Origin of the sequence: Blautia acetigignens, assembly GCF_025566865.1 — a bacterium.
Taxonomy (GTDB): domain Bacteria; phylum Bacillota; class Clostridia; order Lachnospirales; family Lachnospiraceae; genus Blautia_A; species Blautia_A acetigignens.
The window spans coordinates 155,859-181,195 of record NZ_JAOQJM010000002.1; the positions used below are offsets into that span (position 1 = coordinate 155,859).

Annotated in this window: 23 protein-coding genes and 3 pseudogenes; 6 read left to right on the forward strand and 20 right to left on the reverse strand. The window is 38.9% G+C overall.

Annotation, left to right across the window (positions count from 1 at the left end):
• Positions 1-120 precede the first annotated feature (120 nt).
• From cas2 to cas3, 9 genes are all read right to left on the reverse strand, one after another.
• Positions 121-411: a CRISPR-associated endonuclease Cas2 gene (gene cas2 / locus OCV70_RS03570; RefSeq protein ID WP_262579224.1), complete on the reverse strand. Its 291-nt coding sequence runs from the start codon at positions 409-411 to the stop codon at positions 121-123.
• Between the two features lie 11 nt (positions 412-422).
• A complete protein-coding gene (gene cas1c / locus OCV70_RS03575; protein ID WP_021926686.1) occupies positions 423-1,454 on the reverse strand; it encodes a type I-C CRISPR-associated endonuclease Cas1c in 1,032 nt (343 codons plus the stop codon).
• Positions 1,451-2,116: a CRISPR-associated protein Cas4 gene (gene cas4 / locus OCV70_RS03580; RefSeq protein ID WP_195587287.1), complete on the reverse strand. Its 666-nt coding sequence runs from the start codon at positions 2,114-2,116 to the stop codon at positions 1,451-1,453. Before cas4 ends, cas1c begins: the two co-directional genes overlap by 4 nt.
• Complete coding sequence (gene cas7c / locus OCV70_RS03585; RefSeq protein ID WP_021926688.1) at positions 2,116-3,027, reverse strand: type I-C CRISPR-associated protein Cas7/Csd2; 912 nt, start codon at positions 3,025-3,027, stop codon at positions 2,116-2,118. The genes cas4 and cas7c overlap by 1 nt, the downstream gene beginning before the upstream one ends.
• On the reverse strand, positions 3,028-4,776 hold the full coding sequence (cas8c, locus tag OCV70_RS03590) for a type I-C CRISPR-associated protein Cas8c/Csd1 (protein WP_195587289.1): 1,749 nt from the start codon (positions 4,774-4,776) through the stop codon (positions 3,028-3,030).
• Positions 4,773-5,435, reverse strand: coding sequence for a type I-C CRISPR-associated protein Cas5c (gene cas5c, locus OCV70_RS03595; RefSeq protein ID WP_195587290.1), 663 nt, complete (start codon positions 5,433-5,435; stop codon positions 4,773-4,775). Before cas5c ends, cas8c begins: the two co-directional genes overlap by 4 nt.
• Before the next feature lies 1 nt (position 5,436).
• Complete coding sequence (locus OCV70_RS03600) at positions 5,437-5,877, reverse strand: hypothetical protein (RefSeq protein WP_021926690.1); 441 nt, start codon at positions 5,875-5,877, stop codon at positions 5,437-5,439.
• The gene (locus OCV70_RS03605; RefSeq protein WP_195587291.1) at positions 5,861-6,328 is read right to left on the reverse strand and encodes a DUF3990 domain-containing protein; all 468 of its coding nucleotides are present in this window, start codon (positions 6,326-6,328) and stop codon (positions 5,861-5,863) included. The genes OCV70_RS03600 and OCV70_RS03605 overlap by 17 nt, the downstream gene beginning before the upstream one ends.
• Before the next feature lie 254 nt (positions 6,329-6,582).
• Entirely contained in the window at positions 6,583-8,730 is a 2,148-nt protein-coding gene (gene cas3 / locus OCV70_RS03610; RefSeq protein ID WP_262579335.1) for a CRISPR-associated helicase Cas3', read from the reverse strand.
• Between the two features lie 276 nt (positions 8,731-9,006).
• On the opposite strand from cas3, the pseudogene OCV70_RS19280 reads away from it, so the two are divergent.
• From OCV70_RS19280 to OCV70_RS03625, 3 genes and pseudogenes are all read left to right on the forward strand, one after another.
• A pseudogene (locus OCV70_RS19280) lies at positions 9,007-9,396 on the forward strand (FtsX-like permease family protein); the annotation flags it as partial.
• Positions 9,397-9,511: 115 nt separating this feature from the next.
• Positions 9,512-9,676: a hypothetical protein gene (locus OCV70_RS19285; protein WP_243176641.1), complete on the forward strand. Its 165-nt coding sequence runs from the start codon at positions 9,512-9,514 to the stop codon at positions 9,674-9,676.
• 106 nt (positions 9,677-9,782) lie between these two features.
• Positions 9,783-11,585 (forward strand): diguanylate cyclase domain-containing protein, encoded by a 1,803-nt coding sequence (locus OCV70_RS03625; RefSeq protein WP_262579230.1) that lies wholly within the window; start codon positions 9,783-9,785, stop codon positions 11,583-11,585.
• Positions 11,586-11,663: 78 nt separating this feature from the next.
• Here OCV70_RS03625 and OCV70_RS03630 read toward each other — a convergent pair whose 3' ends face one another.
• Positions 11,664-12,134, reverse strand: coding sequence for a GNAT family N-acetyltransferase (locus tag OCV70_RS03630; protein WP_186901003.1), 471 nt, complete (start codon positions 12,132-12,134; stop codon positions 11,664-11,666).
• 319 nt (positions 12,135-12,453) lie between these two features.
• Between OCV70_RS03630 and OCV70_RS03635 the strand changes: the two are divergent.
• Positions 12,454-14,145: pseudogene (locus OCV70_RS03635) on the forward strand (carbon starvation CstA family protein).
• A gap of 52 nt (positions 14,146-14,197) precedes the next feature.
• On the opposite strand, the gene OCV70_RS03640 reads toward OCV70_RS03635, so the two are convergent.
• Together OCV70_RS03640 and OCV70_RS19590 are read right to left on the reverse strand one after the other, a co-directional pair.
• Positions 14,198-14,350 (reverse strand): hypothetical protein, encoded by a 153-nt coding sequence (locus OCV70_RS03640; protein ID WP_021924475.1) that lies wholly within the window; start codon positions 14,348-14,350, stop codon positions 14,198-14,200.
• Positions 14,351-14,415: 65 nt separating this feature from the next.
• Positions 14,416-14,541: pseudogene (locus OCV70_RS19590) on the reverse strand (DUF6783 domain-containing protein); the annotation flags it as partial.
• Between OCV70_RS19590 and OCV70_RS19595 the strand changes: the two are divergent.
• Positions 14,500-14,601 carry a hypothetical protein gene (locus OCV70_RS19595; protein ID WP_334292260.1) on the forward strand — a complete coding sequence of 34 codons (102 nt, stop codon included), beginning with the start codon at positions 14,500-14,502 and terminating at the stop codon, positions 14,599-14,601. The pseudogene OCV70_RS19590 and the gene OCV70_RS19595 sit on opposite strands and share 42 nt — an antisense overlap.
• 216 nt (positions 14,602-14,817) lie before the next feature.
• Here the strand turns inward: OCV70_RS19595 and OCV70_RS03645 are convergent, their stop codons facing one another.
• Positions 14,818-16,809 (reverse strand): glycoside hydrolase family 31 protein, encoded by a 1,992-nt coding sequence (locus OCV70_RS03645; protein ID WP_262579231.1) that lies wholly within the window; start codon positions 16,807-16,809, stop codon positions 14,818-14,820.
• 279 nt (positions 16,810-17,088) lie between these two features.
• Between OCV70_RS03645 and OCV70_RS03650 the strand changes: the two genes are divergently transcribed.
• Positions 17,089-18,111: a LacI family DNA-binding transcriptional regulator gene (locus OCV70_RS03650; protein WP_117852386.1), complete on the forward strand. Its 1,023-nt coding sequence runs from the start codon at positions 17,089-17,091 to the stop codon at positions 18,109-18,111.
• A gap of 70 nt (positions 18,112-18,181) precedes the next feature.
• Here the strand turns inward: OCV70_RS03650 and OCV70_RS03655 are convergent, their stop codons facing one another.
• The 7 genes from OCV70_RS03655 to OCV70_RS03685 all read right to left on the reverse strand — a co-directional run bounded on the left by OCV70_RS03655 (position 18,182) and on the right by OCV70_RS03685 (position 25,288).
• Positions 18,182-19,618 carry a DUF4367 domain-containing protein gene (locus OCV70_RS03655; protein ID WP_262579232.1) on the reverse strand — a complete coding sequence of 479 codons (1,437 nt, stop codon included), beginning with the start codon at positions 19,616-19,618 and terminating at the stop codon, positions 18,182-18,184.
• Positions 19,615-20,100: an RNA polymerase sigma factor gene (locus OCV70_RS03660; RefSeq protein ID WP_262579233.1), complete on the reverse strand. Its 486-nt coding sequence runs from the start codon at positions 20,098-20,100 to the stop codon at positions 19,615-19,617. Before OCV70_RS03660 ends, OCV70_RS03655 begins: the two co-directional genes overlap by 4 nt.
• Before the next feature lie 152 nt (positions 20,101-20,252).
• A complete protein-coding gene (locus tag OCV70_RS03665; protein WP_262579234.1) occupies positions 20,253-20,966 on the reverse strand; it encodes a response regulator in 714 nt (237 codons plus the stop codon).
• Positions 20,959-22,932, reverse strand: a complete 1,974-nt coding sequence (locus OCV70_RS03670; RefSeq protein WP_262579236.1) for an ATP-binding protein — start codon at positions 22,930-22,932, stop codon at positions 20,959-20,961. The genes OCV70_RS03665 and OCV70_RS03670 overlap by 8 nt, the downstream gene beginning before the upstream one ends.
• A 38-nt stretch (positions 22,933-22,970) precedes the next feature.
• Positions 22,971-23,246 (reverse strand): hypothetical protein, encoded by a 276-nt coding sequence (locus tag OCV70_RS03675; RefSeq protein WP_262579237.1) that lies wholly within the window; start codon positions 23,244-23,246, stop codon positions 22,971-22,973.
• Positions 23,247-23,284: 38 nt separating this feature from the next.
• Positions 23,285-23,932: a potassium channel family protein gene (locus OCV70_RS03680; protein WP_262579238.1), complete on the reverse strand. Its 648-nt coding sequence runs from the start codon at positions 23,930-23,932 to the stop codon at positions 23,285-23,287.
• Between the two features lie 18 nt (positions 23,933-23,950).
• A complete protein-coding gene (locus OCV70_RS03685) occupies positions 23,951-25,288 on the reverse strand; it encodes a TrkH family potassium uptake protein (RefSeq protein ID WP_262579239.1) in 1,338 nt (445 codons plus the stop codon).
• Positions 25,289-25,337: the final 49 nt, after the last annotated feature.

Consider the following 25,337-nt stretch of genomic DNA (forward strand, 5'->3'; position numbering starts at 1 on the left):
ATTAATTCTTTAAGCATTAATGTATAATATATTAATAAACTAAAAAATATAGTTTTAAATCATTTTTCTGGTGCGAATCACCTTATAAATTTATGTGCACTTCACATTCGCACCAGTAATTTACAGAATCAGTGGCTGATCTACCGCAATTCCACGTTCAACTCCAACATGTTCTACTTTTGTCTGGTATTTATTGCCCAAATAATAAAAGCGTAAACTATCTACATTCTCATCAATAATATCAATTAAACTTTGTTTTAACACTACACTTTGTGCCTGGTCTAAAATGCATTCAAACACTGAATTCTGAACACGTCTGCCATAGTTTTCACATTGTTTCGCCACTTTTCTTAACCGTTTTTTTCCTGATACAGTTTCTGTATTAACATCATATGTGATAAGTACGAGCATAGCAATTTACCTCATTTCCAAAGGAATACCGGATATCCGTCTAAATCACCGCGCAAATATCTGGCAAGCAGCATAGCTTGTACATATGGCAGCATTCCCCATTCAACTTTTTCTTTTAAAAATGGATGTGTAATAACCTCTTTCTTTTTATTTTGCCATTCTACTAATACCTTTTTGCGCAAATCATCATCCATCAAAATTGCTCCATTTTCTTTGCGTGAAAAATTTTTGCCATTTACAATCTTCTTATTAATCAAGGATAATACAAAGCGATCTGCATAAACGGCCCGAAATTCTTCTATCAAATCGAGTGCTAGTGACACTCTGCCCGGTCGGTCCGTATGAAGATATCCAACATATGGATCCAGACCAACAGTTTCCAGTGCTGAAGCAATTTGATTTGTTAATAAGGTATAAACAAACGAAAGCATCGCATTTACATTATCTAATGGCGGTCTTTTATTACGGCCACTAAAAGTAAAATCTTTTTTCTGTTGCAATATCAATTCATTAAAAACACCAAAATAAATGCTGGCTGCCTCACCTTCATACCCTCGTAACTGCTCTTTTGACTCTGCATTCTGTATTAATTCCAACGCATCCTTTAGCTGCAAAGACGCTTTTTTTACGCGTTCTGAATCAATTTGCATTTCATGGTCGCGTAAGGATCTTTCTAAAATCCATCTTGCATTGTATACTTTACCCAGAATACAGTTTTTCGCAATTTTCAAGCTTATATCTTCATCCTTACAACTCTTATATTGTTGTTCACGCAGAAGAACATTTCCTCTTGTTTTTCCAGATACCCTTGCCAGAAACTTTCCTTGTGGGCTTAGATAACATATAGAAATATTCCGTTCTGCGCAAGCACCCATCAGTGCCGGACTTGTTCCCCGATATCCAAATGATACGATACCTTCCAAATTATGTAATGGCAACCGCCCAATCTCTGTTTGATTGTCATATACTACAATCGTTTCTCCTTCCAATCCCAAATAACTATTTTCAGATGTCACATATAAAGTATTTAATAATTTTTTCACCTTGCATCCTCCCTTAATGACTGCGTTATATAAGCGGTCACTGAAGTCGTCTTTTCTAACTTAGGGAGACATATTTCTTTTAATGAACAGCTATTGCATGATTTGCCTGTTTTCACCTTTGGCGTATAGCCTCTACTATAATACTGATGCATTTCATCAAATAACTCTTTTACTTCATCTCTTAGTTCTTGTGAAAACAATACATTTTCTCGTCTTCTTGTCTCCCCGTAGAAAATTGCCCCTTCTGATATTTCAGTCGAAAACATTTCTTCCAAACACATTGCCTGCGCTGTAAGTTGTAGTTTGTCCTCTTCTGTAATTTTGGGTTTTCCTTTTTTATACTCTACTGGAAATACTGAATATAATCCTCGATGTCCAAATAACGGAATACCATCCTCACACTTATGAAATTCTACAACATCACATTCTCCTGAAATGCCCATTTTTCTGGATGCTATTGGAAGAGCTCTTACAATAATGGTATCTTTTCGTTTTTCTTTACTCATAGGATCATGCACTTTTTTATGCATCAACTCACCAATAACTGTATGAACATTTTCAGCCCATTGCTGTTCAATATGAATTAATGCCCACTGCCTCCGGCAAAATTTAAAATGTTGTATTCCCGACAACATCAAATAGTCATCTTCTTTATATTCCATCAAATCATCCTTTTCACTTCAACTGAATCCGGAATCGCTTCTTCATGAACACACACTTTATAATCCTGGTATTTTCTCGGATACTCCACATCCTCCTTTTTTGATACTTCCACTGCGTCAAACAGCTTATATGCCGGACAGTCTCCTAATTCCTTACTGTGCTTAAATACAATCAATTCTCGTACTGCCATTTTTCCTCTTGCAGCTGAATGATCATTTTCAAACATATTAATAATAGCATCCCATAAAAGTTCCAGATCATCCTCTGAAAATCCTGTTACCTTTCTCGCCAGATTTGCAGAAATATATCCTTCTACTCGGTATAATCCATATGGAACTATACATTTTCTTCCCATCTCTGTGCTCTTATTTTCAGCATCTTTCTCTGTTGTAATCGCCACTCTTGTAATAGTCACTTCCTGACTGATGATCGGATCAATACTTCTGGCAAAGCCAATCTGCACCGGTCCTCTTACTTGTCCACAATTCAAAGCAGCTTTGACAAATGTTGTCATAACAGCACCAAATGTACGAATATCATAAAAATTCTCGCACATGTAATCTCTTAACTTAAGATCTACATTTGGATCATTTTTCTTAAGTTTTTTGAGTGCTTCTGTTACCTTTTTATCGTCGTTCTCTTCCACCCCAAGTTCTTTGCAGGCTTCCCGATCACTTCTGTTAAGCGGCGCATCTTCTTTAATATAAATTTTATACCCTTTCTCCTCTTCTTTGATTGTTTCAATATAATTACGGATTTTTCGCTTAATACAAACATCCGTAACAAGACCCAGACCACTTTCCGGATCAATTCTTGGCATATTCCCTGCATCAGGATCTCCATTTGGATTTCCGTTTTCCACATCAAATAATACTACAAACTCATACCTGTTTTTTATTGCTTCGCTCATTTACTTCTCCTCCTTCTTCTCGTACCTTTTCTGCACCTGATGATAATATCCCAGCATAAATTTCCCCTGTTCTTCCAGTGAAAAACGGCTTGGAAATCCCTGCATTTTCTCAGACAATTCTATTTTACCTATAAGTTCAGTTAACAGCTTTTCATAATACACCTTCGTTCCTGCTGATTCCCTTTCTATTTTTTTCATATGACTGTTTTTTAATTTGATTAATATAGGGAATACAGATGCCGGTGTTGCACAGGCAGAATTAAAGTACCGATCTCTGATGGTAGCATTAATTCCTGGATTCGCCTCTCTTTGAATAAATTCCAATACCGCAAACAATCTTCCAAGAACATAAGCTGTCTCTTTGCAATCCTCGTTCAATCCCATGAATTTTTCGCCTTCCTTCCAATTGTAATTCTTCATTAAAACTGCTTTTATAATCGCCGCTCTTCCACATGTAATGTTCCCCTGTTCTGAACGGATTCGAATCAATGTATCAGTATACAAGGTTGCCGGATATCTATTATTCTGAAGAACTGCATTTAACACCATTGCCGCCATACTGGGAATCGGAGTTTTATCTTTTGACTTTTGATTGACCGTTTCAAATAACATTTTTTGAATACCTAAATAGTCCAATTCCACCCAGGCAGGTTTTACAATCTCCATTCTCTGATAATGCTTGGACAAATTCTCCATAATATTACCAAATGAATTTTGATAAAAAAAGCGCACAGAAAGCCTTGCTGCATTTGGTGCCAGACAAAGAATATAGAATTTTTGCTCCATGTTTAACTGGATATCTTGCACATCTACCCTTATACCTCTTTGCAGATTTCCGAACAGTTTTTTCATTTCCTCTTGATTATCCACTTGTGGATTCATCCATGACATAAAGGTTTTCTGGTATTCTTCTTTTCCGGATTCTGCCCAGAATACAATCATTGAATCGCCTAACGGAAAACAGTATTCTCTTTGATTGAGTAAATAGTTGAGTGCTGTTGTGTATGCAAACTCTGCATATTTACCAACCGGTGCATTATAACTTTGTTCTTTGCCATAAGATTCGAAAGCCGGTGCATTAAATGAAACCAGTGCAGCTCCACTTGACTGTGCTCCCGGAACCCCTTTTATCCCTTTATGAATACGTGAAATATCCGTTCTCTGTCCGGTTACCAGACAGATTCCTTGCTGTTCGTTGCTTTCTGCATTTCTCGCTTCTTCCCATAAAGCTTTTATTTCATCGTCCTCTTGCGCCTCCAAAGCTCTCATGCCAAAAATAATGTTCCCACCCTCATTCAACTCTTCCCAATATTCTCTTAAAATCGGATTCTCTTTTGCAGTTTTCGGATTCCAGTTTCTAAAATAAGCACAGATAGCTTTTGCCATTGCACCTTTTCCCTTACTTAAAATTGATAGGTGCTTATCCTTTGCCGCTAAAAAACAATCCATTATTCTTGGTTTTGTTCCATCCTCATCTATTCCAAGCAGATATTTCGCATTATCGCATAAGAAATTTGCAGAGATTCCAGAAGATCTTATAACCATCTCAGGAACAAAAAGCATTGGCGCAATCAAGACTTTCTTTTTCCCTCTCTCCTCTTCTTGTTTCAAAGAGACTATTCCTTTTATTGTTCCGTCCTCATTCAATTCAATTACGTGTGACACTTTAGCCTGACACCATCCTGCTTTTGCCACTTTTCCTTGCTGAAGAAGATTTTCATAATACTCTTCCAAAGCCTGTAGAATCATCGAAACACCTCACAATCCGTAAGATCTAATACCCCTTTCTTCATAACTGCTCTAAAAAACATGGGCTGAATATTCTCCAGATTACTATAGTCCATATCATATAACATGAATCCCAAATCCTTCTCTGGTACTTCACTATATATAGTTGTTATTTCATTTTCCTCACATAAACAAAACTGTGCCGGGAACTCTCTGCATCCAAAATATGGCATATGATAGCATTCACCCCGTTTCAGTCTTCGCATAATGATATCCTTAAATTTTCCTGCGTTATCAGATTCATTTGCCTTATTAGTCAATTCAAAATGGGCTTCTATCACATAACATACATCACATAAAATCAAAGATGCTCTCTGAACAATGTCTTCCTTTGTGCTTATATAAAATGGTCTCTCATCTCCGTTATATGCCTGTAAAGCATTGCTCCTGGAAACTTTGCTCTTTACTTCATTTCTTCGAACACTTGTAAAACGAATCGGATTTTTCACATAAATCTTATCGATAATCCAACGCATTCCGGGATGCCAGTAAATTGCTTCCAGAATTCCTCTTGCTGCGGACGGCGTCATGACATCATAAGAGCATCGTTCCACTTTAAGCTCGGGACGTGAAAACAAGGCATAATCCCCCCATACCTTTACTTTTACGCCAATCCCCATCTTATAATACCTCTCCTTTCTTATAACAAACTGCTATATAATCCCTTGGCTGATAATAAAAATCTGTATTGAAATTTGATATACATTGATTGATCCAGGAGTGATATACCTCCCACAGTCCTTCTAAAATCTCATCATCTGAATAGCTGTCTTCGATTAACCGTTCATATACTTCACCAATGTCCCAATAATCCGGGATTTTATAATGGCATTCAGATACATTGTCAAAATTTCCCTCTTCTATTTTGCATTCTTCCGAAAACTCATATGCAACTTTTTCTATAGGTTCACAGTGAAAAACATCTGCATATTCATAAATCCTGGCAATTCTTTCTTTTCCAAGAAAATCTGTCACCTCTTTTCTATCTCTTTTTTGTTGACGACCAATATATTCAATCAGACTACATGTATAAAACAGTCTATTATTATTTTTTGTTCCCATATACTTCCTCACTTCCCACATACTTTAGCGTATCTAATGCAGAGATCGTATGAAAACTGATCTGGTGTGTCGGATGACTGAATTTTGCCAGTTCCCAGAAAGCTGCTCTTGAAATTTTTCCATCTATATAATTCTGGATATAATTATAAATAGTGTCATCTGCCATAGGTCCTTCCACAATGTCGTAAGTATGTGATTTTCCACTTCTGCAATGCACGATAAAATCAAGCCACTCCTCTGTCATTTCATCAAAAACCAGATACTTCAACTTATTATCAGGTGTATATTCATAGCAATTCAATACTCCTGATGTTCCATAACGTGTTGCCCACCGTTTTGCCTGCTCCGGAAGTTTTGTACAATAAAAGCCAAAATAAAAATCTTTATGATACAGTGCTTTTCTGATTTCCGGAAATTCTACAACGTCCTTGCTTCCATGATATAAAACCATACAATGTCTCCTTATTAATCGCTTCTACGGTTCACTGCTATTTCTTAATCTCACTATACTACACTTCTACATATTAATCAATGCTTTTCGTGTTTGTTATATAAAATTTTAATGAAGATATAAAAAATACAATTGTAAAAACAAATTAATTCATGTATACTTAAGCTTGTCTGGGGAACCAGTGGATTGAAATATTAATATTTTTTTTAAAGCAAACAGGGTGTATGAATTTTTTTCATACACCCCATTTAATATTACATCATCAACACATCATCCACTGAAAAATCCAATCCCCACTCATCAGAATACTGTTTTTGCGACACCAGTTCATAAAAATCCTGCATATCTTCTGAGATTGGCCGAAGCATTCCGTTACTGTACAGCTTATCAAATAAACTGTTTTCGTTCCTTTCATCTCCATAAATCTGAACACAATATTGACCGGCTTCTCGAAGTCTTTCTTTCGATGCTCCCTTTGTTTTCAATTCGTTCAATAATTCTTCTGCTTTTAATTCTTTGTTGATATAAATCATCTTTGTGTTTTCTTCAATAAGCTTAAACTCTTTTGCTACTTTTGAAAAATTAAACCGCATCTGTTTAAATTCGCCCATGATGTTTTTCTTATCCAGGCTGGTTCCGCGATAATGATAAAGACGTTTAAAATAATCAGAAATCCCTGTCAAGTCATCTACTTTTTCATAGTCTTGTATAACAGATGCTGCTGTTTCAATCTGCAATTTTTGATTTGTCACTTTCTTTTCGTCAATGAAATCAAAAATATAAACTTTACTTTTCGCTAAGTCCTTCTTTCCATTCCGGTTGCACCTTCCGGCTGCCTGAATCAGAGAATCCAATCCTGCAATCTGCCTGTAAACAATGTCAAAATCCAAGTCTACACCAGCTTCTACCAGACTGGTTGAAACAACAATACATTTTTCATTATTATCCAGTCGCTCCCGAATGATTTTTAATACTCTTTTTCTATGTTTTGGATACATGTTTGTGGATAAATGATATATATTTTTTCTTTCTTCCCGCAGCTTTTTGTACAGCTCCTGTGCGGCTTTTTTCGTATTCACAATGCAAAGTATACTTTGATCTCCCTGCATTCGCATGATCAGCTCGTCTTGAGAAATTTTTCCTATTTTTTCATAAGTAACACGCTCAAAGAAACGAAATTGTTCTTCCACACGCGGACATAATTCTATCATTTTATCTTTGGATGAGAAAAACATTTCAAGCGCAGGCTGTGTTGCAGTACACAAAACAATACTTGAGGCATAATTATCGACTAATTCCTGTAAAACAGAAATACAAGGTTTTAAATAATCCATCGGCAACATTTGTGCTTCATCAAAAATTACAACACTGTTTGCAATGTTATGGATTTTCCTGCATTTTGATGATTTGTTTCCAAATAAAGATTCAAAGAACTGCACATTTGTTGTCACAACTACAGGTTTATCCCAATTTTCACTTGCAAGCTGCATTGGATAAAATTCTTCTGAATCTTTATATTCTACATTGCAATGATTTTCCAATACATTTTCTGCACCAAGAATTTCCCGAAACACCTGGGCATTCTGTTCAATTATACTCGTATAAGGAATCACATAAATAATCCGATCCATCTGATGCTTCACTGCATGTCTTAATGCAAAGGCCAGAGAAGCAATCGTCTTCCCTCCTCCGGTTGGAACTGTCAGGCGATAAATTCCCTTTTCTCGCTTCCCCATTTCCATGCAATGAGCTAAAATTTCTGTTCTTCTTCCATTGATACTTTCCAATTCAGTATTGCTTAACCAAGGCTCAATATATTGTTCTAATTTTTCCTCCAAAATCTGCATTGTTTCTCCCGCAACACGGCCAGTATTTTCATTTTTCATAAAAGCTTCCGTATCCAAAAAATCAGCATCTACCAAACATGAATATAACATCCTTACAAAAACACTTAATGAAAAATCAAGATTCTTTGTTGGATCAAACACAATTGGATCCGTATGAAGCTGTGGAATTTCTATTTCCTTTTCATAATTTTTAAAATCACAGATTTTTTTATTATATCTTCCACATAAGCTATTGCCTATTGCAGTGTTTCCATAGTCTGGAAGTCCGGCATGATGTCCGGCAATACAGTAACTTAAAATAGAATAGTAACCGCCTTTTTCATTGCAGACTTTCGCACCTGCAGTTGAATGATCTACTCTTTCACCTGTATCATTTTGAATTTTTCTTTGAAACTCTTTGGAATATTTCCCAAGATCATGTAACATTCCACAACAATAACCCCATTCTTTCTTCCCAAATCTTTCCGCAAAAAATCCTGCTAATTCAGCTGTACCATATAAGTGTTCTTTTACTGTCTGTACTCTTTCATTATCTTTATGCGCTATATACTCCATGATAACAACACCTCGTTTCATCCGGGACAATTTCTTCTGCCTTTGCCAGTACCGCAATTCCTGCCGGTATTGCAATTACAGTCAGTAAAATTATTTTTAATCCAATAATTTTCCTTCACGATACGACCATTCCAGATAGTCTGGATTTTGATAATATAAATCTGTATTAAAATTCGATATTTCATCACTAATAAAAGAAGAAATATTCCATAATCAATGTCATTCAGTTAAGTTCAGATTAGCGAAATAAAGTATATCACATCTTCAAAAACATAGGAAGCCTTTGTCCCACGCTATCAGAATCAGGCAATCAACTTTACCGGGGAAGATATGGGAAGTGACAAAGCTATGATGATCGTGCTTCTTTATATTGTCATAGTAATTATGGCTTTTGTCTTTGGAATTACAATCAGCAATACGATTCGAAAGGAAGCAGGTGTGATCGGAACACTGCGCGCATCCGGCTATACAAAAGGAGAGCTTATCAGGCATTATATGACACTTCCTGTGATCATTACCCTGTTCGGAGCATTGATCGGAAATATTCTGGGATACACCGTAATGAAAAATGTGTGTGCCTCTATGTATTATGGAAGCTATAGCCTGCCGACTTATGTGACAATATGGAATGCAGACGCTTTTTGGATGACAACCCTTGTACCGATAGCAAAATGGCGAAATCAGCAGATTATACATCTGGTCAACATCGGTCGTGGTAGTTCTCTGGCTTTTATTAAGTTTTCCCATTGAAAAAGCAGTCATGGAGATTCTATTTAGGGAAATGATGCTGACAAGTGTTTCAGGATGGATTGCACTTTGGATCGATCCAAAGATTTATCTGGAAATGTTCGTAATAGGTATAGGAACTTATGCAGCTGTGTCACTTCTTGAATACCGCAGAATCCGTAAAATTCCAATGGATGAAGCTCTGAAAAATGTAGAATGACCCCAAAAAATATTTTATTTTTTACGAAAATTTTATTCCATTTTTTAATTTCTATGCTATAATGCTTTGTTATCTAATATACGGTGTATAACACGAGGTGAAGTAAGTGAAGAAAAAAACACTTGTGCCTTTTATCGTTTTTTTGCTGGGCATATGTCTTATCAGTTTCATTGTATACAAAACAAATGCCCATGAGGAAAAACAAAAGCACACAACGGCACAATTAAATGCAACTACTTATGGTGAACGTATAAAAAATGAAATTACAGATGGAATGGAAATTACAGATGTCCTGAAACAGATTTTGATCAGTGAAAATGGGGAGCTTAATCAGTTTGATACGATTGCAAAGAATATTATGTCTGACTCCATTGAAAGTATTCAGCTTGCTCCCAATGGTGTTGTAACAGATATTTATCCTGCCGAGGGAAATGAGGCAGGTAAGATTGACCTGCTCCATGATAAAGACCGCCAAGAAATTTCCTGTTATGCCAGAGACAACCATACCCTGATCACACAAGGCCCCTTCGAATTGAAGCAAGGTAGCTATGGACTCGCTGTCCGTAATCCGGTTTATCTGAAGGATAACAATGGTCAGGAATATTTCTGGGGATTTACTATTGTTATTTTACGTGTTCCCGATATTTTTTCGAACTCGATCAGTGCACTCTCAGACTTTGGCTATGAATATAAGCTTTCCAAAACAGTCACTCCCTGGGATAACACTTATGAAGTTGTTTATCAGTCAGATGGCTCAATGATTCATCCTGTTTCTTATGATTTTACAATAGGTGAGGAAAACTGGAAATTTGAGGTAATGCCTGAAGGTGGATGGCAAAATACTGCGTTTATAGCTTTAACCAGCGGATTTTTTGCTTCTATTGTCTTACTTCTGTCAGGTCTTACCAGGGTTTGGTTAGTATCTAAGGAAAATAAAAACAAATTTCAAATACTGGCACGCATAGATTCTCTTACAAATATTTACAACCGTTATGGATTTGATGAATTAGCAGAGAAGATGATTTCAGAAAATCCCAAAGCGCATTTCATAGCCGCATTCCTTGATATAGATGACTTTAAATTAATTAATGATATCTATGGACATGCCTATGGAGACAAAGCATTAAAGAGTCTGGCCGATAATATGAAAGCATTTTTTCCATCTGATGCGTTGCTGGGCAGAAACGGCGGCGATGAATTTTGCATTCTTCTGCCAAACAATGTCGGTGAAGCTGCTGCGAAGCAGCTGCAGCAATTCACCAGGATACCAAAGACATTCTCATGCAATGGGAAAGAACATCCATTTTATATTTCTCTTGGATATGCGGAATATCCAGACTTTGCATCAAACTGTTCACAGCTCATGCGTTGTGCAGATGCAGCACTTTATGAGGTTAAGCTCCATGGAAAAAATGGATGTATGGCATACAAAGAAGGACTTCAATCAAGAGTTCGCAAGCAGCTTGGATTTGCACTTAAGGATATCTCTGAACACCTTCCGGGTGCATTTATTATTTACAGAGCGGATAAAAAAGAGGATGAGCTTTTCTATGCAAACCATGAGTTTCTCCATATGACCGGATATAAAGATATGGAAGAACTTTTTAGGCTTACAAAGAGAAGCTTCCGCAACCTGATCCGGGAAGATGAACGACAGCAGATCGAATCAAGCATCTGGGAGCAGATTGATAATGGCAATGAAAATGACTATATTCATTTTCATCTTCGGAAGGCTGACGGATCCTATCTTTCTGTGCTTGACCATGGCAGAATCGTAGAGAATCAACAATACGGCAGAGTATTTTATGTAATGTTTATGGACTGGAAAGACATGCACATTCATTATAGCGATAAATTTTCTTACAGCGATAAATTTTCAAAACGAACAGCAGGAAATATCATAAATTAAAATAAAGTCGGTACAGGATATGAAAATCCCGCACCGACTTTATTTGTTATGTTTTGATTTGTCAATACCTTTTTCAATTTATAAAATATATTCCATCTGTTTTTCTTTTGTTTTCATTCCCATCTTTTCATAGAATTTTTCTGCTGAAATATTTCCTGTCCATACATTCAAGGTTACTTCATAGCATCCCTTTTGCTTTGCCTCATTTTTTACATGTTCGAATAATCTTTCACCGATATGCTGTCCTCGTGCTTGTTGGTCCACACACAGGTCATCTATAAAAAGGGATTTAAACGGCACCATATTATTAGAAAAAGGTTGTTCCCGTAATTGACAAAATGCATATCCTACACAAATATCAGCTTCATTGGCGGCAACATATATTGGATTTTTTTCGTTTTTTAAAAGCTCAGTCAGTTCGTCTACCGTATATTTTGTAGTACCGGGAATAAAAATATCAGGTCTTATGTCTGCATGAATCTGCAGCACCTGTCCCAACAGTTCAATAATTCTCGGAATGTCTTTTTCTTCTGCTTTTCTGATGATCATTTTTTTACTCCTTCTAATCTCTTCCAAAAACAATTTTGCCTTCGTTTCTAATTTCTTATTTTAATCTCATTTCTGCTATTTCACAACCAAAACTCAAATCTGTTCGTTTCCATTTTTTTCTTAATTCTTTTCATTGAAAAATTGCATAAAAACAGTAGTATAAAATTGTTTAGTATATACAAAACACTTCTTGATTTTTTATAAAAAAAGTAGTAAAACATTAGATAATTAATAAAGAAAATTCTTCCTTTGTTATCACTTAGATGACAGGGGCGTTTTTAATATATTCCATATTCAAAGAAAGACGAGGAGAAAGATTATGAGTGGAATTATGATGATGGTGATTGCCATTGTAGTTCTGGGCGGCGCATATCTTCTGTATGGCCGCTATCTGCAGAACAAATGGGGAATTGATCCAAAAGCAAAAACTCCGGCATATGAGATGGAGGACGGAGTTGATTATGTACCTGCTGATACTAATGTTGTATTCGGGCATCAGTTTGCCTCAATTGCAGGTGCAGGCCCGATCAACGGACCTATCCAGGCTGCAATTTTTGGTTGGCTTCCGGTTATGCTGTGGATTCTGATTGGCGGAGTATTTTTTGGCGCAGTTCAGGATTTTGCTTCCATGTATGCATCTGTAAAGAACAAAGGACGTACAATCGGATATATTATCGAAGCATATATTGGAAAATTAGGAAAAAAATTATTCCTTTTATTCTGCTGGTTATTCTGTATTCTGGTTGTTGCAGCATTTGCAGACGTAGTAGCCGGAACCTTTAATGGATTTGCCACAAATGACGCAGGCGAAGTTACAAAGGTAGCAGCAAACGGAGCTGTCGCAACTACCTCCATGTTATTCATAATAGAAGCTGTTGGACTTGGATTTTTCCTGAAATACACAAGATTCAATAAATGGATCAATACAGCATTTGCGATTGTATTACTGGTAGCCGCAATTGCACTGGGACTTAAATTCCCGATGTATATAAATCTTGGAACCTGGCACCTTATTATATTTGCATACATCCTGGTAGCCAGTGTTGCACCTGTATGGGCATTGCTTCAGCCACGTGATTATCTGAACAGTTATCTGCTTATTTTTATGATTGTGGGTGCGGTAATTGGTGTATTTGTTGCTAACCCTTCCTGTAATCTAAAAGCTTTTACAAGCTTTAATGTTAATGGACAGTATATGTTTCCGATTCTATTCGTAACGATTGCCTGTGGTGCGGTTTCTGGCTTCCATTCCCTGGTATCCTCAGGCACTGCATCCAAACAGATTAAAAATGAAAAGAACATGCTCCCTGTTTCATTTGGCGCAATGCTCATGGAAAGCATGCTTGCCATCATCGCACTGATTGCAGTAGCATCTTTTGCAGATGGTGAGGCGGCAGCACAGGGACTGACAACCCAGCCGCAGATTTTTGCAGGTGCGATTGCAAATTTCCTTTCTGTGATTGGTTTGTCCCATTCATTAGTATTTACATTAATTAACCTTGCTGTATCTGCATTTGCACTGACATCACTTGACTCTGTAGCACGAGTAGGACGACTCTCTTTCCAGTAGTTTTTCCTTGATTCTGATACAGATGAAGAAAATATGAACCCGTTTTTAAAGGTGATGACTAATAAATATTTTGCAACGATTATCACACTTGTACTGGCCTATCTGCTTACAAAAGTGGGTTACGCAGAAATCTGGCCATTGTTTGGTTCTGCAAACCAGCTGTTATCTGTGCTTGCGCTTGTAGCCTGTGCAGTATTTTTAAAGAAGACAAAACGTCAGGGCTGGATGCTCTGGGTTCCAATGGTATTCATGATGGCAGTAACCTTTACAGCACTTGGCATGACAATTGTAAAGCTTTCCAAGGCATTTGTTACCACCGGTCTTGATCTTGGAAATTCTTTACAGCTGATATTTGCAGTCCTGCTGTTAATACTTGGTGTACTGGTAGCAATCCAGGGCATTAAAAAGCTTTTGGAAAAACCAGAGGTTAAAAAGCAGTAAAATCAGTAAAATCAGCATAGACTGACAGATTTCTTCAAACAAACCGCTGCAGCTATTTGCAGCGGTTTGTTTTCATTCCCCAGAATATGGCATTCATGATAATCACAATCAGCAACACAGCAGCCATAGATACCCAGAATCCCATATTGAGTCCGAGCCATTCACAGGTTCCAAAAAGTGTCATCCATAATTCTTTCCAATTCATTCTTTCCACCTCCTAGAGCGTGTTTGAAAAAGGCTTTCTGCAAGATGTGCGTCACAATTTGTGGGAGATTTTGTCCGGATGAGGGCGCCGTAGCGGGCTACGGCAACTGAATTCGGGCAAAATATACCGCAAAGTGGGGCGTGCAGATTGTGGGAATGATTTTTCAAACACGCTCTAGAGCAGTTCGCCATAATAGCGGACATATGCTTTTTTCAAGCTTGTTGCCAGCAGATTGCATCTGCAGTAGATGAAACCAGTGAGTTCACAATGTATATTCGTGAGCAGGTCATTTCAGGAGCGCTCTTAACGGAGACGAGATCCACTGTCTACGAAGACTTAACATCGAAGGCTCTCCTGAGATGTTTAGTCGTAGTTGGCAGTTAGCTCGGCGAAGTGTTGCGACGACCTGCGATGAATATACATTGCGAACTCACGTCCTGGTAACAACTGCTTCACTAAGCACCTGCTTATTTTGTTAATTTCCTGTAATTCTCCGGGTTTTCATATTCCTTATGGATTCCATCATCCTCGTACAGAAGATAGCTGCTGCCATCATAGCCAAGAAGCTGCAGCTTTGCTGTGTCAATGTCCTTTACGCACTGGGCAGCTTCAGCAACAGGGATACATTTGTGATTGCGGATAAAGAGAGGAACCTCATTTAATGCAATGTCTACATAATGAACACCTTTTTGCAGAACCTCTTCCGAAATAGTTCCATCGGCAAGGAATTTTACAAACTTCATTTCCTCAGGCAGATATACGTAGCGTCCTCTTGCATTCTGCTGGTAAACAGGAGCGATCATAATCTCGTTTCCAAGAATCAGCTGATCCTCTATCCGGACCGCCATCTTGTCATCCGGGTAAACGAAGCCAAGAGGTTTAAAATACATATCATCATTTAAAGCAGCCTTCATGTACTCACTGTACAGATACGGTACCAGACGGTATCTGACATTTACTACATTGCGAAAATCCTCAATATCCTCAAACTGGTAGCATTCCTGCTCTCTTGTTCCAAGAGCTGCATGGTTCCGCATAAGAGGCGTAAACACGCCAAGTGCCATATGGCGAAGCACCAGATCTCTGGTTGTATCTGCACCAAATCCTCCAAGATCAGCACCTGTATACAAAAAGCCGCACATATTCAAAGATGGAAGCATTTTCAGATTCAGAAGAATATGTGACCACCAGGACTTGTTATCTCCCATCCAGATTCCACCGTAGCGGTGCATTCCAATATAGGAGGATCTGGAAAACATCAGGAAACGCTTTTGCGGGTCAATGCGCCGGAAGGCTTCGCCGGCTGCTCTTGTCATGTTGTAGCCGAAGAGATTGTGTACCTTATCATGACGGATCTTTTCACCATTTACATTGTGATAAAATCTACAGTAATCCTCTGAATTATTGGCAATCCCGTTTAGTTTGCCCTGCATTTCCCAGACATGAATCCTGCCATCCTGATCCTGTGCAAATTCTCCGGCAAGCTTTTTTGCCTCTTCCAGTCCCTCAGAGGAATAAAAAATAGCCGGCTCGTTCATGTCGTTCCAGAAGCCTTCGATGCCCTGGTCAATAAGAATACGGTATTTATCACCGAACCACCTTCTGGCATCCTGATTCAGAACATCTGGAAAATGGGTATCCCCAGGCCATACGGCTGCAACGAAGTCACTTCCGTCCTCTCTCTGGCAGAAGTAACGGTTTTCTACCCCTTCCTCGTAAACATCATAGCCCTTTTCAACCTTCACACCAGCATCAATGATAGGGATCAGATAAAGATCCTGTTCTTTCATTTCTTTTACAAATGCAGGAAAATCAGGGAAATTTTCCGGATTTACGGTGAAATCCTTATAAGCATCCATATAATCAATATCCATATAGATCATGTCTAATGGGATATGATTCTCACGGTATCCTGCTGCCACCTTGCGAAAATCTTCCATTGTCGTGTAGCCCCATCTGCTCTGGCCGAAACCAAAAGCAAATTTCGGAGGAATGTAGCTGCGTCCGATTACATGACGAAACTGCTTCACAATGTCATAGGCAGACTCCCCTTCAAGCACATATACATCCAGGTCAGCCGCTCCACAGGAAACCTTTAAGGTATCCATTCTGGTGTATCCGATGTCAAAGGTAATTGCTGATGGATAATCGAAAAACAGACCAAATGTAGTTTTACCGCTTATAATAATAAAGTTATGCGCGCCATACAAAGAGCGCTTGTCTTCCGTATGATTGGGCTCATCTGTACAATTGCTGATATAACAATATCCTCTTTTGTTGATTCCACGGTTCGCTTCTCCAAGCCCATAGACGATATCATCCTCATCCATTATATATGTAAAATCAAAGCCATTGTCCAGACTGATTTTTCCGTAGGGAAATTCTCCATTCGCGCTGTCAACATTCTTAATCAAGGCCTCTGTATCAAATGGCGTGCCATATCGGTATTTTCTGATCATCTCATTCTTCCTTTCATCTGGCTTCAGAACAAATTCTGCAGACTCTTACTTTATGGGGTCTTAACAGTAATTTATCTGAAATCGCAGGCTATCCATAATTTTCACTAAGTTATGTACATAACTTATGTAAAATAAACATATCATCATGTTTGTCATTCGTCAATAGGTTATGTATATAACCTACTTAATGTATAATAGAATATTTTTGTTTTTGTGTACTTTTGACAAGCGCCAAAAGCTTTGCTATAATTTGATAAATCAATTATAGGAAGTATTTATATGACAACAATCAAAGATATTGCAAATCGTGCCGGAGTAAGTACTACTACAGTATCAAATGTAATTCATGGAAAGACAAAGAAGGTTTCTCCTGCTACAATAGAATTAATTGAAAAATTGATTCAGGAAATGGGATATGTGCAAAAATTAGGACTGAACGTATTAAATAACACCAGCTCCAGAATGATTGCTCTGGTCATACATGCACATAGAAAATATGAAAATTCTATAATATCTGATCCATTTTATGGGAAAATCATCGGATTTATTGAAGAAAAGCTGCAAATGCAGGGATATTATATCATGCTGTATTCCACAGATGATGTAAATAAAGTTTTCCACACTGTAATGGCATGGAATATTGATGGTGTTGTTGCCTTATCCTTTTCTCGAAATGACTGCAATAAGATCTGGTCTCTGATTCACAAGCCAGTTATTTCTATTGATGCCTATGGAAGCTCTCAGGGCAGCCCTTTTGTAACTAACATTGGTTTGGATGATTTCACCGGCGGTTCCCGTATGATCGAATATATTCTGGGATGTGGCTATCACGATATCTTTGTCTGTGCAACCAGTGATTATGGTATTGATCAGACACGCTGGAACGGGGCAAGAGAAATGTTTGCCAGGCTTACAGAAAAAAACAGCAGCAAAAAAATCCGTTTTATCAATATCGGAGAAACCACTCTCACCAGAGAAAGCTTCTATCAGCAATTAATACGACGGATTCCTTTTCCTCAAAAAACTGCGGTCTTTTTTCTGTCTGATTTTTATGCAATAGAGGCTATCAGTTATCTTGCCACCAGAGGTGTTTGCATTCCTGCAGATATTGGAATTGCGGGATTTGACGATATTACATATGCCCGTCTTACAGTTCCAAGGCTTACTACCATTCACCAGGACATGGAGAAAAAAGCTGAGCTGGCTGTTTCAGAGCTTTTAAAAGCAATTGAAAATCCAGCTGCATATACAGGGAAAGAGGCTCTTCTGGATGTAATACTGATAGCCCGCGACTCCATATAGAAGATACCAGGGGCAAAAGGTCAAAAAGCCGATGCCGGACTATTATAAAATCCGGCACCAGCTTTATGATTTAGAAGGAAACCAGTCCTCCCTTTAGCATTGAATCTGTAAATTCAACAAAGCCGCCATCTGAATTCAGATTCAGATACAGGTTATCCAGGTCCGTTTCATCCACGATCCATGCCATCACCACCTGAACAGATTCTCCCGGAGCCAATGCTCCAATATAATTGCCGCCGTTTCCATAATCTTCCACCGCACTGCAATATGTCATGGAGCCTGTTTTTGCCACGCCATCTTCCATGTAATAATCGTAGCCATCACCAGGCTCTTCAGATGGGAGATAAATCCTGTACGAACCGTTTTCATGTTTGATTGTCACCAGGCTGCCATGATATAAAATATTTCTCATTTCAGCATCTGTATTGTTGGTATAGGTAACCTGTGCATAAACCAGCTTCTGATTTACAGCTGCTTCGTCTACAACTTTGTCCAATGTATTTTCTCCGTCACCGGATTTAACATAAGATAAATGGTTCTGTTTGAGCTTGCCATCACCTGTAACAGCCGTTTTCCATTCTTCCGGAATGTCTGCTCCCTCAAGTACGCTAAGGTTATCCAAAACCTGAATGCTGTCTGCACAAACCGAAATCCCATCGGAAATATCCGTATTTCCTTCTGTATCCTCATACATTGCTTCTAACGCCATGGTATCCCCAATGCCATTTATGGTGATCTGATCCTCCGCAACTTTGTTTCTGATTTCGCCTGTATCTGCCACAGGATCTACCATATCACTCCAGGTTTGCAGTCCCTTTGTTTCAATTAGGTCTTCTTTCTCTGTGATGGTCATATTTTCAGCAAATTTAATGGCATCTTCCTTTGTAACATCATCGCCAAAGTAAATAGTGAATACCCGATATTCTTCCGGATAAAACAGATATATCCGTTTATCAAAGGATTTGTCCTGTTTCAGGTCCAACAGCTTCACATATACGCCCTCATGTTCACCAAAGGTCAGTTCTTCGCTTTCAATAACCCCTTTATCGATCCATGTCTTGCCCAGATCATCCTGATCTATAAGCACAGAGGATATGGAAATACCGCCCAGGTATGGTGTGTCCGAATAACTTAGCTTGTAGTCATCCATCCATTCCATTCCCTCAGGAATATATCCGGCTGAAATTTCTATATCTTTTATTTCTTTGGGAAGCTTTGTCTTCTTTGCGCCTTCGTCCACATTAATTCCTGTGGCAACACTATATTCCCCCCTATGCTCCAAATACATGTAATACAGCTTGGTTCCTGCATAGGCTGCCGCAGATGTTCCCATTATACAAATTAACGCAACAGCTGCAGCATGTCCCATTTTCCATTTATATTTGTGTCTCTTTTTCATTGGAACCATATTCGTTATTTTTGTCTGTCTTGCAACCTCTTCCTGTATCATATTGTGAATAAAATCCGGTGTTTCCGGCAAATCATTTTTTAATCCGTCTAATCTCATGCAAATATCTCCTCTAATTGAACGACTTTTTTTAGTTTTTCCCTGGCTCTTGCAAGTCTCTTTTGTACCGCGCCTTCTGATATGTCAAGAATCTGTGCAACCTCTTTTACACTGAATTCTTCCATGTAGTACAAAATAACCGGTACTCTCAGTTCTTCCTTAAGGGTATTGACTGCTTTATAAAGCTCGCTGTAGTCATAATGTTCCTCGTGCCAGGTCAGATTTTCAACATAGGACTCATCTAACTGCTCACTCATTTTGTTTTGCCTCGCAATGTTATAGCATTCGTTGATCAGTATTCGTATCAGCCATGTTTTTGCGTAACGATCCTTTTTTAATGTATGAATTTTTGTAAATGCTTTTACAATTGATTCCTGTATTGCATCGGCACAATCCTGATCATCCGCAAGGATTGTTTTTGCAGTTGCATATAGTTGTCGTTCTGAAGAAAGAATCAACTGTCCAAGTTCTTCTTTTGTCAATTCGTTACCACCTTTCATGCCGGCCAGCTTTTTTATTTACATAGATTAGACGGATAAAAACCAAAAATATCCCTGATTTCAGAAAAAAAATCCCCTTAAGCAGATTTTGGTTATTTACCTTGTCTGCTTAAGGGGAATCATATCACAGAATATCATCCGGCGAAATGGCTTTTATTAATCATACGATACCCAATTCCAATATGCGTCTGGATATATTGCATCCCATTTTTTTCCCGTTCCAGTTTTTTTCGCAGTGTTGCCATAAAAACGCGAAGGGAGGCAATGTCATTTTCGGAGCACCGTCCCCAGATCTGCTGGGTAATATAAGTGTGCGTCAGTACTTTTCCTACATTACGGGATAAAAGACAGAGCAGCTTATATTCGATGGGTGTCAGATGTAATTCTTCGTCCTTCAGATATGCACAGCCGGCGCTGTAATCTATCTTCAATTCACCATTTGTAAAAACAGAGGTTTCCTGCTGTTCACCTGTCTGCGTGATTGCAAGTCTCCTTTGTGTAACGCGAATACGCGCAAGTAATTCCTCTACGGAAAATGGTTTCGTAATATAATCGTCCGCACCTGCATCCAGAGCTTCAATTTTATCTGTATCCTCACTTCTGGCACTGATCACAATAATCGGCATGTTGGACCAGGTACGGATTTTTTTTATCACCTCTACGCCTTCCATATCAGGAAGTCCAAGATCCAGAAGAACAATATCCGGATGATGGGAGGACGCTTCCAGAATGGCCGATGAGCCGTTTTCTGCTGCCAGATATTTATAATCATGTGTCTTTAATGTAGTAATGATCAGGTTTCTTATAGGTCTGTCATCCTCAACCACCAGAATTAATGCTTTATTCATTTAAAGTCACCTCACTTAAGGGTAAAGTAAAAGTAAAATTACATCCATGAGGATCATGGTCAGTCAGTATCAGAGTTCCGTCATGGGCTTCTATAATAGAGTGGCAAAGTGCCAGGCCAAGTCCCAGACTTCGGTGACTGTCCGCAACTGTTGTTTTCCCGGTATAAAACATCTGGAAAATATGCGGCTTCATTTCGTCTGGGATTCCGGGGCCATTGTCTTTTACGCTGATCTGCGCTTTTCCATCTGTTTTTGTTCCCTGAATGCAGATGACTGTACCCGGCGGCGTATATTTTATGGCATTGTCAATTAGATTTACCAGAACCTGAATGATCAGGCGGACATCCATACGTGCAAGAACAAGCTCTTCGCAATCGGATACAATTCTATAGTCATCATGTTTCCTGCTGATATGCCGCAGGGATTCTGCAATCACCTCATCTAAAAGCTGATCTGAAAATTTAAATTTCAGTCTCCCATCATTTAGCCTGGTAATGGAAAGCAGATTCTCCACAACTCCGATCAGCCATTCAGAATCATCATAGATGTCCGTATAAATCTGGTGCTTTGTAGCTTCGTCCAGGCGTTCGCTGTTGCTAAGAAGCATATCTGCATTGCCTGAAATGGAGCAAAGGGGAGTTCGAAGATCATGGGAAATTGCCCGAAGAAGATCTGCCCGCAGCTGTTCATTTTTGGCTATCACTGCATTTTTCTCTTTTTCCATGGCATTTTGTGCGTTTTCCATTGCAAGTGCACATTCATTTATCACAGACAGCAGGATGCTGTATTCAAAAGAATCCAATGTTTCTTTTTGCAGCGGTATTCCAATTACACCGTAAACATTGTTCCCGCTTCGAATTGCCAGATATAAGCATTTGGCCTGTGGAAAATGATGTGTGGATGCACCGGCACGCTGCCTGTTTTCATAGGTCCATCTGGCTATCTGCTGCTCTTCTTTTGTCAGGAAGTCTTCTGTGTCCTCTCCTGCCCCGGAGAAAAGCTTTCCCTCTGATAAAGCGTTATTTTCTACTACATATGCTGTAATATTACGGTTCAGAAGACGAAGAAGCTGTGTACAGGTAACATCAAGAATTTCTCTTTCTCCTTTTGCCTTTTGCAGCAAGCGATCTGTATCAAAGAGAATCTGCGTGCGAAAGGCAAGCTGTGCGGAAAGCTTTGCATGTGTTTTCAGCTTTGCTGCAAGTGCCCCTGTAAGCACAGATGAAATAAGCGTTATGAGAAAGGTCACGGGATAACCCACAGCATAGGTCTGAAAAGACATTCTTGGTTCTGTCAGGAAAAAACAGAATAAAAAAACACTTAAGAAAGAGCCTGCCACACTGCAAAGATAGCCATCTGTCACAATGGAGGTAAGCAAAACTCCCAGAATGTATATGGTTACAATATTCGTATCCGTAAAATTCAGCTTCTGAAACAAAAGACCAATCAGGGTACACACTGCAAATATAAAAGCCGTCAGGAAATAATCCCTTGCAGATGGTTTTTCCATATACCATGCAAATGGCCGTTTCTGATAGGTTTTGGTTTTGACTGCATCCGGGATAATATGGATATCAATGTCCGGTACAAGCTCAATCAGCTTTTCTGTCAGAGTCATCCTGCCGAAAAAGTGATTTCGTCTGGCATTGTTTTGTCCAATCACGATTTTGGTAACATTGGACAGCCTGGCATACTCTGCAATCTGTACCGGTATGTTTTCCCCATGAGTCATTACGATTTCTGCTCCCAGCTTTTCTGCATATCGGATATGCTCTTCCAGCCTTTCTTTATCCATGGCTTCTGCTTTTGTACCAGTTTGCACATACAGGGCGGTGAAACGTGCATGCAGCACTTCTGCCATTTTGGTCGCTGTATCTATTATTTTTTTATTGGAGGGTGCTGCTGACAAACAAACAAGGATATGTTCCTCTGAATTTATGTTATTCTTCTCTGTTATTAAGCTCATCCGGCCTGCTCCCTTTTTCTGCCTTTTTTGCAATTATATCATGCAACTGTATTATGGTCAAAATCCTTTTTTTCATCCCTGGACTGTGCATCAAAAATTATAATTTCAGCTTCCTTATATTCAATTTTACACTCATGAATCTTTCTTAACAGCTCTTCATCCGAAAGAGTATTCAAAAACAATGTCTTTGATAAATGCTGCTTTTCTTCCGTATTTTCCTGAATTTCGCCCCAAAACTGATCTGCTTTATTTGCAATATAAAATCCAAGTCCAAACATACAAAATACAGTAACTATCAACATTACTTCTGCCATTATCTTCACCTCTATAGCAACATCTTTATAACAAATGACTATATGCGGAAGCACTTCTGAAGTGCCCTGTATTCTCCTAACACCAGCAATTTATTGTGCTCTTCAAAATACGTATCCGGGGAAATTGCAATACCAAATTCTCCTTCATTTTTCACTGCCAGAATATTAATGTTGTAGCGTTTTCGGATGTCCAGCCCTCCTACTGTTTTTCCAACCCATTCTTTTGGCACCTCCACCTCAAAAATTGCGTGGGAAGCATCCACCTCCATATAGTCGAGGATGTGATCATCTGTGTAACGGATAGAGGCCCATTTTGCGACCTGCTTTTCCGGATAAACCACTTTGTCGGCACCGTTTCGCAAAAGGAATTTTTCCTGAACATCACGTTCAGCTCTGGATATTACCAGTTTTGCTCCCAGTTCCTTTAGAAGTGAAGTGGTTTCAAGGGAATTCTGAAAGCTTCCTCCAATGGTCACAAAGCAGATATCGTAATTTCCAATTCCAAGGGAGCGCAAAAATTCAGCATTGGTACTGTCGCCGATCTGTGCATTGGTCACAAATGGCAATACTTTATCTACCCTTTCTTCATTCCAGTCAACTGCCATGATTTCATGCCCCAGCTGGCTTAACTGCATGGCAATATGACGGCCAAATCTTCCAAGTCCAATAAGCAATACACTTTTCATAATTTTATTTTCTCCTTCTTATCCAACTGTTATTTTCTCCAGCGGCAGCTTTGCATTCCCCCTGTTTTTTCCGGAAAGCACCGCATAAATCAGGGTCAGACCACCTACACGTCCCAGATACATTAGTATAATCAGCACAATTTGCGAAAAAATATGAAGCTTTGGCGTAACTCCCAATGTAAGTCCTACTGTTCCAACTGCTGAAGCAGACTCATACAGACAGTCTAAAAGAGGAAGCTCTTCATATATACTGATTGCAAGCCCGCCGCAAAAAAACAATGCAAAATAAAGCATGGCGATTGTTGCTGCATTTTTTATCACATGATTTTCCAGTCTTCGTCCAAAGGCCCCTGCATTTTCCTGGCTTCGGAATGTGGCAATTGCATTTAAAACAAGAACTGTAAATGTTGTGGTTTTCATTCCACCAGCTGTAGAACCAGGCGAACCGCCGATCAGCATTAGCAATATCATAACTGCCTTTGAGGGTTCACTCATCTTTGAAATGTCAATGGTATTAAATCCGGCAGTTCTTGTAGTTACCGATTGAAACGCCGCAGCCAATAAACGGTTTCCTGTGGATAAATTTTTCAGATCGCAGGTGAAAAAGAAAACAACAGGAAACAAAATCAGGCATGCGGTAGTCATAAGAATAATCTTGCTTTGCATGCGGTAGCGTTTAAAATTCAGTTTGTTCGTATAAATATCATCCCAGGTGAGAAAACCGATTCCCCCTATGACGATCAGAAGCATAATTACCACATTTACAAGGGCATTTGCAGAATACCCGGTCAGGGAAGGAAAGGGATTGGCAGCGGTTCCCAGAATATCAAATCCTGCATTGCAAAAAGCGGAGATGGAATGAAAGACGGACAGCCAGATTCCCCTTCCCCCGTAATCCGGTAAAAAAACCGGCAGCAGAAACAATGCCCCGGCAGCCTCAATCAAAAATGTTCCCTTTAAAATAAACCTTGTCAATCTGACGATTCCACCAACCTTAGGCGCAGAAATTGCATCCTGCATGGTGCTTCTTTGCATGAGGGATATTTTTTTACCGGAGAGAAGGGAAACGGATGCAGCTACAGTTACCACTCCAAGTCCGCCTATTTGTATGAGCATAAGAATAATCGTCTGGCCTGCCACCGACCAGTAGCTTCCGGTATCCTTCACAACAAGCCCTGTAACACATACCGCCGAAGTGGCTGTAAAAAGAGCCTCATGAAACGGAGTCAGTGTTCTATCAACAGATGAAAAGGGAAGCATCAGAAGAAAGCTTCCCAAAAGGATCACTCCTGCAAATCCCAGAATTATCAGCTGAAAAGATGTCAGATGTTTTTTCTTATATGATTTTTTCGGCATAAATAATCAGAACTCCTTACGAACAATTACTTTTTTGTTGCATCCCATT